The sequence below is a fragment of the Streptomyces sp. NPDC002994 genome (genome assembly GCF_040611155.1).
Lineage (GTDB): Bacteria > Actinomycetota > Actinomycetes > Streptomycetales > Streptomycetaceae > Streptomyces.
In genome coordinates, this window is sequence record NZ_JBEXNQ010000014.1 from 161,244 (window position 1) to 174,131 (window position 12,888).

A 12,888-nucleotide genomic window follows, 5' to 3' on the forward strand; every position below is an offset into this window, starting at 1 on the left:
CTGGGAGTACCAACCGACGACGTAAGGATCGATCGCTCGTGAGCAAGGCCCCCACCCTCACTCTGAACAACGGCGTCGAGATGCCCCAGCTCGGCTTCGGCGTATGGCAGGTGCCTGACGACGAGGCCGAGAAGGCCGTCGGCACCGCGATCCAGGCCGGGTACCGATCCATCGACACGGCCGCGATCTACGAGAACGAGACCGGCACCGGAAAAGCCATCGCCGCCTCTGGTGTCGCCCGCGACGAGCTGTTCATCACGACAAAGCTCTGGAATTCCGAACAGGGCTTCGACTCCACGCTGCGCGCCTTCGACGACTCGCTGGCGAAGCTCGGCCTCGACTACGTCGACCTGTACCTGATCCACTGGCCGCTGCCGTCCAAGGACGCGTACGTGGACACGTACAAGGCCTTCGAGAAGATCTACGCGGACGGCCGCGCCAAGGCGATCGGCGTCTCCAACTTCCTCCCCGAGCACCTTGAGCGCCTGATCGGCGAGACCTCGGTCGTCCCGGCCGTCAACCAGATCGAGCTTCACCCGCAGCTTCAGCAGGCGGCGTCGCGCGCCTTCCACGCCGAGCACGGCATCGCGACCGAGGCCTGGTCGCCGCTCGGTCAGGGCAAGGGGCTGCTCGAGGTCCCCACGGTCGTCGCGGTGGCCCGCAAGCACGGGAAGACCCCGGCTCAGGCGGTGCTGCGCTGGCACCTCCAGACCGGCAATGTCGTGATCCCGAAGTCCGTGACGCCGTCCCGGATCGAGGAGAACCTCGACGTCTTCGACTTCGAGCTGGACGCCGACGACCTGGCGGCCTTCGCCGCGCTCGACGAGGGCAAGCGCCTCGGCCCCGACCCGGCGACCTTCGGCGCCTGAGCGCCACGTCGAGGACGGCAACTACGGCGTCAACCGGCTCGGTCCGGTTGGCGCCGTTCGCCATGCTCTCGCCGAACTGCGCCGCGACGACCTCGACCACCGCTTCCCCGGACTGCTGACCGCCGTCCTCAATGCCCCACCTGCCTGAAGGAGTACGGAACATGAGCGGGGACGTCGCCCAGCAGCCACAGCCGCAGCCACAGCCGCAGCCCATCCAGGAAGGCCCGTACCGGCTGCGCAATGCCGGCAGCGGGCTCCTGCTGGAGGTGTACGGCGGCCACAAGGGCAGCGGCGCCAACGTCCAGCAGGGCAAGGACACCGGCGCACCCGCGCAGCAGTGGGAGGTGTCCGCGGTGCACAGCGGCGGCGGCCTCTACCACCTGGTGAACGCCGCCAGCGGCAAGCGGCTCGACGTCGCCGGGGCCTCCACCGAGAACGGCGCCAACATCCAGCAGTGGAAGGCCAACAACTTCGGCGCCCAGGAGTGGATCGTCGAACAGCACCTGGACGCACCGGGCACGGTCACGCTGATCAGTTACGTCAGCGGGCTGCTGCTCGAAGTCGCGGACGGCAGCATGGACGACGGCGCGAATGTGCGGCAGTGGGAGGACACCGACTCGCCCGGCCAGTGGTGGCAGTTGGAGCCGGTGTTCAACCCTTGAGGCCGCAGGGTCCGCCCGGCTGCTCAGGCGGGGCGGTGCGCGATGTGCAGCGTGCGCGCCTGCAGCAGGAATACGTCGGGGCGCTGAGCCAGGCCGGCCGGGTCCCGCGCGTCCAGCAGCCGCTCCAGCGTCGCCACGTCCTCGTCGTCGGCGAGGCGGTCGGCGAAGACCTCACGCTGCCGCCCGAAGGTCTCGACGACCAGCTCGCGCGCCGCGGCCGGCAGCGGGGCCGGCAGGTCGAGCAGGAAGGAACGGCTGCCGCCCGGGGTCAGCCCGGCGGCGGCCAGCAGCGCACTCCAGTCCTCGACCTCCGGCTTCGCGCCGGGCAGCGCCTCCCGCATCTCGGTGAACCACTCGCTCCGTACGGCCTCCAGCCGCGCCTCCAGGCCCGGCCTGCCGATCCCGATGTCGCGGGGCAGGTGGCGCGGGGCCAGGCCGCCCTCGAACAGGGCCACCGTCCCGCCGGGGCGCAGCAGCCCGGCGAAGCCGGTGAGGGCCGCACGCTGGTCGCCGACGTGGTGCAGGGAGTTGGCGGCCCAGACCAGGTCGGCCTCGCCCAAGGAGCCGAGCTCGTCGGGCACTTCGGCGACGAGGGTACGGACCCGCTCCCCCAGGCCGGAGCGCTCCGCCCGCGCCCGGGCGCGCTCAAGGAGAGCCGGCGTACCGTCGACGGCCACGACCTCGGCGTCCGGGAAGGCCTCGGCGAGCATGCAGGTGATGAGTCCGGGGCCGCTGCCGATGTCCAGGACGCGGCGTACGCCCTGCGGCGCCGGGACACGCTCGGCGATCCAGGCCGCGGCCTGCTCGTACACGGGCCGGTTCGTCTCGGCCTCGTGCTCCAGGTGCGTCCCGAGCGCGTCCCAGTCGAAGTCGGTGGCGTGGTGGCCGCCGTGATGGTGGGTGTGGGTGTGGTGATGGCTCTGGGTGTGCCTGTGGCTGTCGGTCATGCCTCCACCTTCAGGCCCGACCGTTCCAGCGGCAAACCTTGTTGCTGCTTCGGCAAACCGGCCCCGCCCCTCCGGTACTCCTGCGGGCTGATTCCCCGGACCCGTTTGAATGCCGCGCTCAGCGCGAAGGACCCGCTGTAGCCGACCTGACGCGCCACCGCCCCCACCGTCGCTTCCGTCTCCCTCAGCAGGTCCGCGGCCAGCGCGAGCCGCCACCCCGTGAGGTACGCCATCGGCGGCTCGCCCACCAGCTCGGTGAAGCGCCGGGCGAGGCCCGCCCGTGAGACGCCGGCCTTCGCGGCGAGCTCGGCGACCGTCCACGGGTGGGCGGGATCGTTCTGCATCAGCCGCAGGGCCCGGCCGACGACCGGATCGCCCATCGCCTGGTACCAGGCGGGAGCCGCCGCCTCGGGGCGCGAGAACCACGACCGCAGCGTCGCGATCAGCAGCAGGTCGAGCAGCCGGTCCAGCATCACGCTCTGCCCCGGTTCGTCCCTGCTGATCTCGTCTTCCAGGACCGGCATCAGCGGGCAGTTCCACAGCTCGGCGGGCAGGTGGACGAGCGGCGGCAGCGCGTCGAGCAGACGCCCACTGACCTCGCCCGCCAGCTGGTACGTGCCGATGAGCATCGCCGAGGCGCCGTCCGGGCTGTCGCCCCATGTCCGTACACCGAGATGCATCGTCTCGGACAGCGGCTCCCCCTGAAGCGTGCCGCACACCCCACCAGGTCCGACAACCGCTCGCGGCGGGCTCGTCGGGTCGTCGGCGCAGGTGTACGGGTCGGGGCCGCGCGCGATGGCGACGTCACCGGGGCGCAGCAGCACCGGGTCACCGCCGTCGGGTATCACCCACGCGTTGCCACGGCTCATGCACATCAGCGAGAGCGGCGCCCGGTCCTCGATCCGCACCGCCCAAGGCGGGTTCAGCACGGCCCGGAGGATGAAGGCGCCCCGGGCGCGCGGCCCGTCGAGCAGACCCGCGAGTACGTCCATGTGCTCCAGCGTAGACGCAGGCGTATGGAGTTGAGCCTTTGGAGCATGGCCCGTCCAGGCGTACGCCGCGAACCTTGAGGCATGACAGACATGACAGAACAGAAGAAGCACGAAACGGTGTTGGTGACGAGCGGCACGGGCAAGACCGGCCGCCGGGTGGTCGAGCGGCTCGACGCCCTGGGCGTGACCGTCAGGTCCGGGTCGCGCAAGGGCGAGGTGACGTTCGACTGGGAGGACGAGTCGACATGGGGTCCGGCCCTGCGGGGCGCGGACGCCGCGTACGTGGCGTACTACCCGGACCTGGCCGCGCCCGGCGCGGTGACAGCGGTGCGGACGTTCGGCCGGACAGCGCACGAGAACGGGGTGCGGCGGCTGGTGCTGCTGTCGGGTCGGGGCGAGCCCGAAGCGGTCGCCGCCGAGGAGGCGCTGCGCGCGTCGGGCGACGCCGAACTGACCGTCGTACGCGGCAGTTTCTTCGCGCAGAACTTCAGCGAGGGCGCCATGGCGGAAGGGGTGATCGCTGGCGAGGTGGCCTTCCCGGCGGGCGAGACGCCCGAGCCGTGGGTGCATGCGGACGATTTGGCGGACGTCGTCGTCGCGGTACTCACCGAGGACGGGCACGCGGGCCGGGTGCACGAGCTGACCGGCCCCCGCCTGCTGACCTTCACCGAGGTGGCGGCCGAGATCTCGAAGGCGACGGGCCGCGAGGTGCGGTACGTCCCGGTGTCCGGTCCGCAGTACGCCGGGCTGCTTCAGCAGTACGGCATGCCGGCGCCGGAGTCCGACTGGCTCGCCGGGCTGTTCACGACGCTGCTCGACGGCCACAACGCGTCGGTGACGGACGGCGTCGAGCGTGTTCTGGGCCGCGCGCCCAAGGACTTCACCGACTTCGCCCGGGAAGCGGCGGCGGCCAGCGCGTGGAACGGTCAGGGGGCGCCGGTCGCATAGAGCGCGCCGAGCTCGCGTGCCGTCTCCCGCAGGCGCTCGCGCAGCTCGGCCGGTTCCAGGACCTCGACCTCCGCGCCGAGTCCGAGCAACTGCGCGTGCGCGTGGTCGGTGGTCTCGATGGGCAGTACGGCCCGTATCCAGTCCCCGGCCGGTTCCGGTCTTCCGGTGGCGGCCACGGCTGCGGCGGCGGCTCCGGTGAGCCGGCCGGCCCCGCGCGGTGAGATCCGTACGACCGCTTCGGCGCGGTGCAGCCTGGCCCGGAAGTCCGCCTGGTACTGCCGCCAGTACGCGGCCAGGTCGAAGCCTTCGGGCCGTTCGTGCTCGAACCCCTCGTCCAGCGGCTGGAGTTGCAGGATCTGGTCGATCCGGTACGTCCGTGGTCCCGGGCCGCCCGCGACGACGTACCAGCGGCCCGCCTTCAGGACCAGACCGTACGGTTCGAGGCGGCGGTCGACGTCGGTCGGCTCCTTCCACCTGCGGTAGCGCACGGCGAGCACCGTGCCGTTCCACACGGCGTCCGCCACCTGCCCCAGATACGGCACGGGGTCGTCCTCCGCGTACCACCCGGGCGCGTCGAGGTGGAAGCGGGCCTGCATCCGGTCCACGTGTCCGCGCAGCTCGGCGGGGAGCGCCGCCCGCAGTTTCAGCTGGGCGGCGGCAAGCACGGACCCCAGGCCGAGTTCGGCGGCGGGCCCGGGGATGCCAGAGAGGAACAGTGCCTCGGCCTCGCCGGCGGTGAGGCCGGTGAGCCGGGTGCGGTAGCCCGCGAGGAGCTGGTATCCACCGGCGTGTCCGGCGTCGCCGTACAGGGGAACTCCCGCCGCGTGCAGCGCCTCGACGTCGCGGTAGACCGTACGAACCGAGACCTCCAGCTCTTCGGCGAGCCGGGCAGCGGTCATCCGGCCCCGGGTCTGGAGCAGCAGCAGGATCTGGACGAGTCGGCTCGCACGCATGCCCGAAGTCTCGCGCACTCCACTGACAGTGGATGTCAGTGGAGCGGTCCTACCTTCCTGCCATGCCCTTTACGGAGAAACTCCGGACGGGCCGCCGCCCCTCACCACAGGAGACCGCTCGTGAACGACTTCGACTTCTTCAACGGCGACTGGAACGTCCGCAACCGCATCCTCACGGACTTCCTGGACCCGGACAGCGGCTGGTCGGAATGCGAAGGCAGCACGCGTGTGCAGCCACTCTTCGGCGGCGCCGCGCAGGTGGACGAGATCACCTTTCCCAGCCGGGGCTTCTCCGGACTCACCCTCCGCCTCTACGACCAGGAGCGCGAGGAGTGGACGCTGAACTGGGTCAACAGCCGCACCGGCCGCCTGGAACCGCCCGTCACCGGCCGGTTCGGCGCGGACGGGCGCGGCGTCTTCGTGGGCGACGACACCTACGGCGGCAAGGACGTACGGGTCCGATTCGTCTGGTCGGGCATCAGCGCCACCACGGCCCGCTGGGAGCAGGCTTTCTCCGTCGACGGCGAGAAGACGTGGCTGACCAACTGGGTCATGGATTTCACCCGCCGGGCGTGACCTGAGTGATCTTGTGCAGGGCGAGCAGCCGGTAGCGCGGTTCGGGGCGCGGCGCGTCGGGGTCCGGCAGCGCGGCGAGCGCGGCCGCGATGGCCTCGGCCGCCGCGCCGTCGGCGGCTGTGCGGGAGGCGTACCGGCCCTTGAGCAGGGCGGCGGCGGTGCGCAGGGGCGAGCGGCCCTGGCCGTGACCGGTGAAGTACGCGTCGGCCACCGGCACCAGGCCGTGCTCGGCGGCGTACGCCTCTATCCGGTCCGTACGGTCGAAGGCCTCGAGCGTACGGTGCGGGGCGAGGACGACGTCGATGTCGGAGCCCACGTCGTGCGCGTCGTCCTTGTCGACGGTCGTGATGAACACCCCGCCGGGCCGCAGCACCCGCGCCGCCTCGGCCACGACCTCCGTCGCGTCCCGCACCAGATGCAGCAGCCAGACCGCGCTGACCGCGTCGACGGACGCGTCGCGGAGCGGCAGTCGGCGTACGTCGGCGAGCACGACCGCCCCGACCGCCCCGCCCGCCCCGACCCGCTCCGCGGCCTTCCTCGCCATGCCGTACGACGCGTCCGCGCCCAGCACCCGCAGGCCCGGCCGCGCCGGCCGGGCGGTGACGATGCCGGTGCCGCAGCCGAGGTCGAGGAGGGTACGGGCGCGCCCGGGGACGAGGCCGAGCACCGCTCGCGCGGCGGCCTCGGCCCGGGGGACGCCGCCGCGTCGTAGTCCAGCATGCGTGGCTCAGTCGGCTCAGTCGGCTCAGCTGGCTCCGTGTCCGGGCGCGATGTCCTCGACCCGGCGCGCGAGCTCGAAGTCGAGGTCGGTGACGGCCCCTCCCGCACTGTGCGTGTTCACGGTCAGCGCCACACTGTTGTAACCGAGCGTCAGGTCGGAATGGTGGTCCAGCTCGTCCTGGATCCCGGCCACGTGGACGACCAGCGCGGCGGCCGCGAAGTGCGAGCCGAGGCGGTACGTACGGGCGATCCGGTTGTCGTCCAGCGACCAGCCGGGGAGTTCGCGGAGACGGTCCTCGATCTCCTTCTGCGACAGCGGCTCAGTGGCCATGGCGAAGCTCCCTCCAAGATGCGGTGTTGCTGATCAGCCTGCCACCTTCCGGCGGTGAATCGGCGGTGCATCGGCGGTTTGGCGTAACCGGCGGTCGGTTACCGTCTTGTCCCATGACAACTGTCGCAGTCGACAAGGGTGTGGGTGCGCTGCTGCGTGGCTGGCGTGAGCAGCGCCGGCTGAGCCAGCTGGAGCTGGCCTTGCGCGCTGATTCGTCCGCCCGGCACATCAGTTTCATTGAGACCGGCAGGTCGCGGCCGAGCCAGGAGATGGTGCTGCGCCTGGCCGAGCACCTCGACGTACCCGTGCGGGAGCGCAACGCCCTTCTGCTGGCGGCGGGTTACGCTCCTCAGTACACCGAGACTCCGCTCGACGACCCCTCGCTCGCCGCCCTGCGCGAGGGCATCGAGCGGCTGCTGGTGGGCTACGAGCCGTACCCCGCCGTCGTCGTCGACGGTTCGTACACCGTGGTCGCGGCGAACCGCGGGATGACGATGCTGCTCGACGGACTGCCCGAACATCTCCTCACGCCTCCGCTGAACGCGATGCGGATCACCCTCCACCCGGAGGGGCTTGCCCCGCGCATCCGCAATCTGCGGGAGTGGCGCGGGCACCTCATGGAGCAGATGGAGCGCCAGATCGCGCTGGCCAGGTCGCAGGCGCTGCGTGCGGTGTACGACGAGGTGGCGGCCTATCCCGTACCGGAGCCGGACGCGGCAGACGCGCGGCGCCCGGCGGATCCGCCGTACCCCTACTTCGCGCTGCCGCTCCAGGTCGAGCACGACGGCCAGGTGCTGTCGTTCATATCGTCGATCTCGACCTTCAACACCCCGATGGATGTGACGGTCGCCGAGCTGGCCATCGAAACGTTCCTTCCGGCCGACCCGGCGACGGTCAAGTACCTCCAGACACTGGCCCCCTGAGTCCTCGGCCCCGCTCATCCCCGGGCGCGCAGCGCGAGGTGCTGCAGCCCGGCGAAGCCGGCGACGGTCGCGGCCTGCACCGGGATCCAGAACGTCCCGGCCGTCGTCGGTGAGAACCACAGCACGAGCGCGGCGAGACTTGCCACGGCCCATGCCAGGTTCGCCTCGATGACGGCCTTGACGGGGAACGCGGCGGGCTGTCGCCGGGAGGCCAGATACCCGACTCCGGCACCGAACAGCACGAGAAACACCCCGAGTTCGAGGAGCAGCCCGGACCCGACCCCGAGCAGCCGGCCGACGGGGCCGGAGGCGGCGACGTACACGAGCCCGTTGGTGGTGGTGACCACGGCGTCGAGCGCGAGGAAGCGGCGCAGCATCGTCTGCGGGTCAGTGGTCCTGGAAAGGTTGGCGAGCATGGTCGCGGACATGGCTGATCAGCCTCCGTCGGAGTCGTACGTACGGGAAGGGGTCCCGGGGCCCGGGCGGAGTGCGCCGCCCGGGCTCCGGTAACCGCAACGATGCCGCGCCCGTGGGTGAGCGTCGATTACCCCGGAGGTAATCCGGGGTAATCCGGAGGTGATGGAGGGTGCCGCCCTGCCCCGGATGGCACTGGGCGGAATGCCGTCGGGGGGTGGGCGTGGTGTGCTGGTTCGGGCACAGGCCGTCAGTGGAGCGGCCGGGGGGTGGAACCGGACCTGTTCATACGGAGGAGACCCCGATGGCGATTTTCATGAAGGCTGAACTGGCGGGCGTGACGACCGAGCAGTACGACAAGCTGAACGCCAAGCTTCAGTCAATTCCCGGCAACCCCTTCGAGGGGTGTCTGGCGCACGTCGCCGTCCCGACGGACTCCGGGCTGCAGATCTTCGATCTGTGGGAGTCGGAGCAGGCCCTGCAGCGGTTCACCGGGGTCATCATGCCGGTCGCGCAGGAGGTCGGCATCCCGCAGGGCGAAATGCCGAAGACCTCGAAGGTGCACAACTACTGGCTGCCGGGGGCGGGAGCGGGGGCGTAAGACGGCCGCGTCACTCCCGGCGTCCGCTCCGGAAAAAATTTCTCCGAAGAATTCCGGGCGAGCTGTCGATCCTGGTGTCTCCCGTTCGACGCAAGGGTGAGAGGCAGGGAAAGCCCCCGCCCTCCCGACCGAGGAGTCACCATGCCGCGTTTCCTGACGTTGATCCGCATCGACGAGAAGAACGCCCCCGCCGAGGGCCCCAGCCCCGAGCTCATGGAGCGCATGAACGCGCTGTTGGGGGAGATCACCAAGGCCGGGGTCATGCTGGACACGGCCGGGCTCACTCCGTCGTCCGAGGGGACCAGGGTGACCTGGTCGGGCGGCAAGCTGAGCTACACCGACGGGCCCTTCACCGAGAGCAAGGAAGTCATCGGCGGTTACTCCATCGTCCAGGCCAAGGACAAGGCCGAGGCGCTGGAGTGGACCAAGCGGTTCCTGCAGACCCACGAGGACTACTGGACCATCACCGCCGAGGTCCGCGAGATCAGCGAGGGCTGATCCCGGCGCGCTTGCCGCGCGCCCGTGCGGCTGTTCTGATGGGTGGCCGTGACAGCAGCAGCAAGTGACGTGCCCCAGACGGTCGAAGCGGTGTTCAGGATCGAGTCCGCGCGGATCATCGCAGCTGTCGCCCGCGTCGTGCGGGACGTGGGCATCGCCGAGGAGCTCGCGCAGGACGCCCTGGTCGCCGCGCTGGAGCAGTGGCCGGAGTCGGGTGTCCCGGACAGGCCGGGCGCCTGGCTCATGGCCACCGCCAAGCACCGGGCGATCGATCTCGTACGCCGCAAGGAGACGTACGCGCGCAAGCTGGCGGAGGTCGGCCGGACGCTGGAGGACGAGCCGCCGCCGCCCGAGCCCGCCGGCCCGCAGGACATCGACGACGATCTGCTGCGGCTGATCTTCACCGCCTGCCATCCCGTGCTGTCGACAGAGGCCCGGGTCGCGCTCACGCTGCGGCTGCTGGGCGGGCTGACGACCCAGGAGATCGCCCGCGCGTTCCTGGCATCCGAACCGGCGGTCGCGCAGCGGATCGTCCGCGCGAAACGGGCCCTCGCGCGGGCCCAGGTCCCTTTCGAGGTTCCGTACGGCGCCGACCGGGCTGCCCGCCTCTCGTCGGTTCTGGAGGTCATCTACCTCGTCTTCAACGAGGGTTACTCCGCCACCGCCGGCGACGACCTGGTACGCCCGGCCCTGTGCGAGGACGCGCTTCGGCTGGCTCGCGTACTGGCGGGACTGATGCCCGAGGAGCCCGAAGTCCACGGCCTGGCCGCACTCCTGGAGTTCCAGGCCTCCCGTATCGCGGCCCGTACCGGTCCCGACGGCGAGCCGGTGCTGCTCGCCGACCAGAACCGCGCCAAGTGGAACCGCATGCTCATCCTGCGCGGCATCGAGGCCCTGCACCGGGCCGGCCACGGCCCGTACGCCGTCCAGGCCGCGATCGCCGGGTGCCACGCGCAGGCGATCCGCTACGAGGACACGGACTGGGCGACGATCGCCGCACTGTACGGGCGGCTGATGGCACTGACCCCGTCGCCGGTGGTGGAGCTGAACCGGGCGGTCGCGGTCTCGATGGCGGAGGACCGGCGGCCGGGCTGAGACTGGTGGATGCCCTGGCGGACGAACCGGGCCTGAAGGACTACCACTTGCTGCCGAGCGTGCGCGGGGATCTGCTGGAGCGCCTGGGGCGGGGCGAGGAGGCGCGAGCGGAGTTCGAAAGGGCGGCGTCCCTGACGCGCAACACGCGTGAGCGGGAGCTGCTGCTGAAACGAGCCACAAGATCACTTCGTATATAGTTACCGACAGGTAATGACCGACCTGTACCAGGGGGAAGCTCTCATGCTTCGACGCATTTCCACGATGGCCGTGACCGCCGCACTGACCGGTGGCGTTCTCTTCGCGGCTCTTCCGGCGCACGCTGCCGCAACCACCGGCCAGCAGACCATGGCCGCTCGCGGCGGCGCCATCACGGTCAACATCAACGAGCTGCAGAAGCAGTCCGCCGACCTGAAGCAGAAGGCCAAGCAGCTGGACCGGCTGGGCGAGCGGGAGGCGGCGAACCGTGCCCGTGCGCAGGCCGCGGCGATCGACCGGAGGATCAAGCAGCTGATCGACGCCGAGAACAACATGTAGTCGGCGCCACCACGCACGCGCATCGCCCGCCCCGAGTCCGTGGGGGCGGGCGATGCGTGTTGTAAAGGCACCATGAAGCTCGCGGGAGATCGCCACCAAGGAGGGGTCGCTGGCTTACGATCACCGCTGACGGCTCGGTTCCCCCGCCGACGTCCGCCCCCGCCCCATGGAGGTCAACCGTGTCCAGGACGACCAAGGGCCACCGCGCCCGCCCCATCCGTACCCTCGCCACCGCCGGTGCCGCGGCAGCCGGGCTGTTCCTCGCCGTCGGATGCTCTTCGGACGACGAAGGACCCGCCGAGGCAGCCGGCGGCGTACCCGTGGTCGAGAAGGGCAAGCTGACCACCTGCACCCACCTGCCGTACCCGCCCTTCCAGTCCGAGCAGGGCGGCAAGGTCGTCGGCTTCGACGTGGCGCTCATCGATCTGGTGGCCAAGAACCTCAAGGTCGAACAGAAGATCCTCGACACACCGTTCGAGAACTTCAAAACCGGTGCGTTTCTCAACTCCGGCGAGTGCGACCTCGCCGCCGCCGGCATGACCATCACCGCGGACCGCGAGAAGAACGTCGACTTCTCCGTCCCGTACTTCGACGCCACGCAGGCGCTGCTCGCGACGAAGAAGAGCGGCGTGACCACGCTGGACGAGGTCAAGTCCGAGAAGAAGAAGCTCGGCGCGCAGGCGGAGACGACCGGCGAGAGTTACGCGACCAGCAAGGGCTTCGACCCGGTGGCGTTCGAGAGCTCCGACGCCGTACTGAACGGGCTGCGCACCGGTCAGGTCGACGCCGTCGTCATCGACTACCCCGTTGTTCAGGGGTGGCTCAAGGACAAGGCCAACGCCGACCAGTTCGTCCTCGGCCAGAACATCGAGACCGGTGAGAAGTACGGGTTCTCGGTGAAGAAGGGCAACACCAAGCTGAAGGCCGCCATCGACAAGGCCATCACCGACGCCAAGGCCGACGGCACGTACAAGAAGCTCTACGAGCAGTGGATCGGACCGCTGCCCAAGGCCGCCCAGTCGTGACTTCTCGCCTCTCCAGGCGGCAGCGGCGCCGTATCTCGCAGGGCATCCAGTACGCCATTTTCGTGGCGGCGCTGGTCCTGGTCGGTCTGCTGGCCGACTGGGACCGGCTGCAGAACCAGTTCGCCCAGAAGGACCTCGTAGCGCAGCTCTTCCCGGAGATCATCACCACCGCCCTGCGCAACACGGTGGTGTACACGCTCTCCGGCTTCGCGTTCGGGCTCGTACTGGGTCTGGTCGTCGCGCTGATGCGGCTGTCGTCCGTGGCCCCCTACCGGTGGCTCGCGAGCGTCTACATCGAGTTCTTCCGCGGCCTGCCCGCCCTGCTGATCCTCATCTTCGTGGGCGTCGCGGTGCCGCTGGCGTTCCCGGGGACCGAAATTCCCGGTGGTACGTACGGCAAGGTCGCCCTGGGTCTCGGTCTGGTCGCCGCCGCCTACATGGCCGAGACCATCAGGGCGGGCATCCAGGCCGTGCCCAAGGGCCAGATGGAAGCCGCGCGTTCGCTGGGCTTCTCGCATGCCCGGGCGATGGTGTCGGTGATCATCCCGCAGGCGTTCCGCATCGTCATCCCGCCGCTGACCAACGAACTCGTCCTGCTGTTCAAGGACTCCTCGCTGGTGCTGTTCCTCGGCATCACCCTCAATGAGCGGGAACTGACCAAGTTCGGCAGGGACCTGGCCAGCCAGACCGCCAACTCCACCCCGATTCTGGTCGCGGGGCTCTGCTACCTGATCGTGACGGTGCCGCTGAGCTTCGTGGTGCGCCGCCTCGAGGCCCGTGCCGACAAGGCCAAGTGAGGA

At 70.3% G+C, this 12,888-nt stretch carries 15 protein-coding genes and 2 pseudogenes; 11 read left to right on the top strand and 6 right to left on the bottom strand.

The annotated features are described in order from the left end of the window. Positions 1-38: 38 nt before the first annotated feature. Positions 39-869, top strand: coding sequence for an aldo/keto reductase (locus tag ABZX79_RS20690; protein WP_355259431.1), 831 nt, complete (start codon positions 39-41; stop codon positions 867-869). A 161-nt stretch (positions 870-1,030) separates the two neighbouring features. Next, the gene (locus ABZX79_RS20695; RefSeq protein WP_355259434.1) at positions 1,031-1,531 is read left to right on the top strand and encodes an RICIN domain-containing protein; all 501 of its coding nucleotides are present in this window, start codon (positions 1,031-1,033) and stop codon (positions 1,529-1,531) included. Positions 1,532-1,554: 23 nt separating this feature from the next. Here the strand turns inward: ABZX79_RS20695 and ABZX79_RS20700 are convergent, their stop codons facing one another. Both ABZX79_RS20700 and ABZX79_RS20705 read right to left on the bottom strand, forming a co-directional pair. After that, complete coding sequence (locus ABZX79_RS20700; RefSeq protein WP_355259437.1) at positions 1,555-2,478, bottom strand: class I SAM-dependent methyltransferase; 924 nt, start codon at positions 2,476-2,478, stop codon at positions 1,555-1,557. Next, entirely contained in the window at positions 2,475-3,470 is a 996-nt protein-coding gene (locus tag ABZX79_RS20705; RefSeq protein WP_355259440.1) for an AraC family transcriptional regulator, read from the bottom strand. Before ABZX79_RS20705 ends, ABZX79_RS20700 begins: the two co-directional genes overlap by 4 nt. Positions 3,471-3,551: 81 nt before the next feature. Between ABZX79_RS20705 and ABZX79_RS20710 the strand changes: the two genes are divergently transcribed. Then, entirely contained in the window at positions 3,552-4,418 is an 867-nt protein-coding gene (locus tag ABZX79_RS20710) for an NmrA family transcriptional regulator (protein WP_355259443.1), read from the top strand. On the opposite strand, the gene ABZX79_RS20715 is transcribed toward ABZX79_RS20710, so the two are convergent. Then, positions 4,397-5,371, bottom strand: coding sequence for a YafY family protein (locus tag ABZX79_RS20715; RefSeq protein WP_355259446.1), 975 nt, complete (start codon positions 5,369-5,371; stop codon positions 4,397-4,399). The two genes, ABZX79_RS20710 and ABZX79_RS20715, sit on opposite strands and share 22 nt — an antisense overlap. Positions 5,372-5,491: 120 nt before the next feature. Here ABZX79_RS20715 and ABZX79_RS20720 point away from each other — a divergent pair, with 120 nt between their 5' ends. Continuing rightward, on the top strand, positions 5,492-5,947 hold the full coding sequence (locus tag ABZX79_RS20720; protein ID WP_355259449.1) for a hypothetical protein: 456 nt from the start codon (positions 5,492-5,494) through the stop codon (positions 5,945-5,947). On the opposite strand, the pseudogene ABZX79_RS20725 reads toward ABZX79_RS20720, so the two are convergent. Both ABZX79_RS20725 and ABZX79_RS20730 read right to left on the bottom strand, forming a co-directional pair. Beyond that, positions 5,931-6,653: pseudogene (locus tag ABZX79_RS20725) on the bottom strand (class I SAM-dependent methyltransferase); the annotation flags it as partial. The gene ABZX79_RS20720 and the pseudogene ABZX79_RS20725 sit on opposite strands and share 17 nt — an antisense overlap. A 39-nt stretch (positions 6,654-6,692) precedes the next feature. Continuing rightward, complete coding sequence (locus ABZX79_RS20730; protein WP_355259452.1) at positions 6,693-6,998, bottom strand: 4a-hydroxytetrahydrobiopterin dehydratase; 306 nt, start codon at positions 6,996-6,998, stop codon at positions 6,693-6,695. A 113-nt stretch (positions 6,999-7,111) separates the two neighbouring features. Here ABZX79_RS20730 and ABZX79_RS20735 point away from each other — a divergent pair, with 113 nt between their 5' ends. Beyond that, entirely contained in the window at positions 7,112-7,921 is an 810-nt protein-coding gene (locus ABZX79_RS20735) for a helix-turn-helix transcriptional regulator (RefSeq protein WP_355259455.1), read from the top strand. A gap of 14 nt (positions 7,922-7,935) precedes the next feature. Here ABZX79_RS20735 and ABZX79_RS20740 read toward each other — a convergent pair whose 3' ends face one another. Next, positions 7,936-8,349, bottom strand: a complete 414-nt coding sequence (locus ABZX79_RS20740) for a hypothetical protein (protein ID WP_355259458.1) — start codon at positions 8,347-8,349, stop codon at positions 7,936-7,938. A gap of 290 nt (positions 8,350-8,639) precedes the next feature. Here ABZX79_RS20740 and ABZX79_RS20745 point away from each other — a divergent pair, with 290 nt between their 5' ends. The 6 genes and pseudogenes from ABZX79_RS20745 (at position 8,640) to ABZX79_RS20770 (ending at position 12,885) form a co-directional block, all read left to right on the top strand. Further along, positions 8,640-8,936 carry a hypothetical protein gene (locus tag ABZX79_RS20745; RefSeq protein ID WP_355259461.1) on the top strand — a complete coding sequence of 99 codons (297 nt, stop codon included), beginning with the start codon at positions 8,640-8,642 and terminating at the stop codon, positions 8,934-8,936. A gap of 141 nt (positions 8,937-9,077) precedes the next feature. Next, the gene (locus ABZX79_RS20750) at positions 9,078-9,434 is read left to right on the top strand and encodes a YciI family protein (protein ID WP_355259464.1); all 357 of its coding nucleotides are present in this window, start codon (positions 9,078-9,080) and stop codon (positions 9,432-9,434) included. A gap of 48 nt (positions 9,435-9,482) precedes the next feature. Beyond that, positions 9,483-10,726, top strand: a pseudogene (locus ABZX79_RS20755) (RNA polymerase sigma factor). A 43-nt stretch (positions 10,727-10,769) separates the two neighbouring features. Continuing rightward, on the top strand, positions 10,770-11,063 hold the full coding sequence (locus ABZX79_RS20760) for a hypothetical protein (RefSeq protein ID WP_355259467.1): 294 nt from the start codon (positions 10,770-10,772) through the stop codon (positions 11,061-11,063). A gap of 215 nt (positions 11,064-11,278) precedes the next feature. Then, positions 11,279-12,088 carry an ABC transporter substrate-binding protein gene (locus tag ABZX79_RS20765; RefSeq protein ID WP_355259629.1) on the top strand — a complete coding sequence of 270 codons (810 nt, stop codon included), beginning with the start codon at positions 11,279-11,281 and terminating at the stop codon, positions 12,086-12,088. Continuing rightward, positions 12,052-12,885, top strand: a complete 834-nt coding sequence (locus ABZX79_RS20770) for an amino acid ABC transporter permease (protein ID WP_355259470.1) — start codon at positions 12,052-12,054, stop codon at positions 12,883-12,885. Before ABZX79_RS20765 ends, ABZX79_RS20770 begins: the two co-directional genes overlap by 37 nt. The last annotated feature ends 3 nt before the right edge of the window (positions 12,886-12,888 follow it).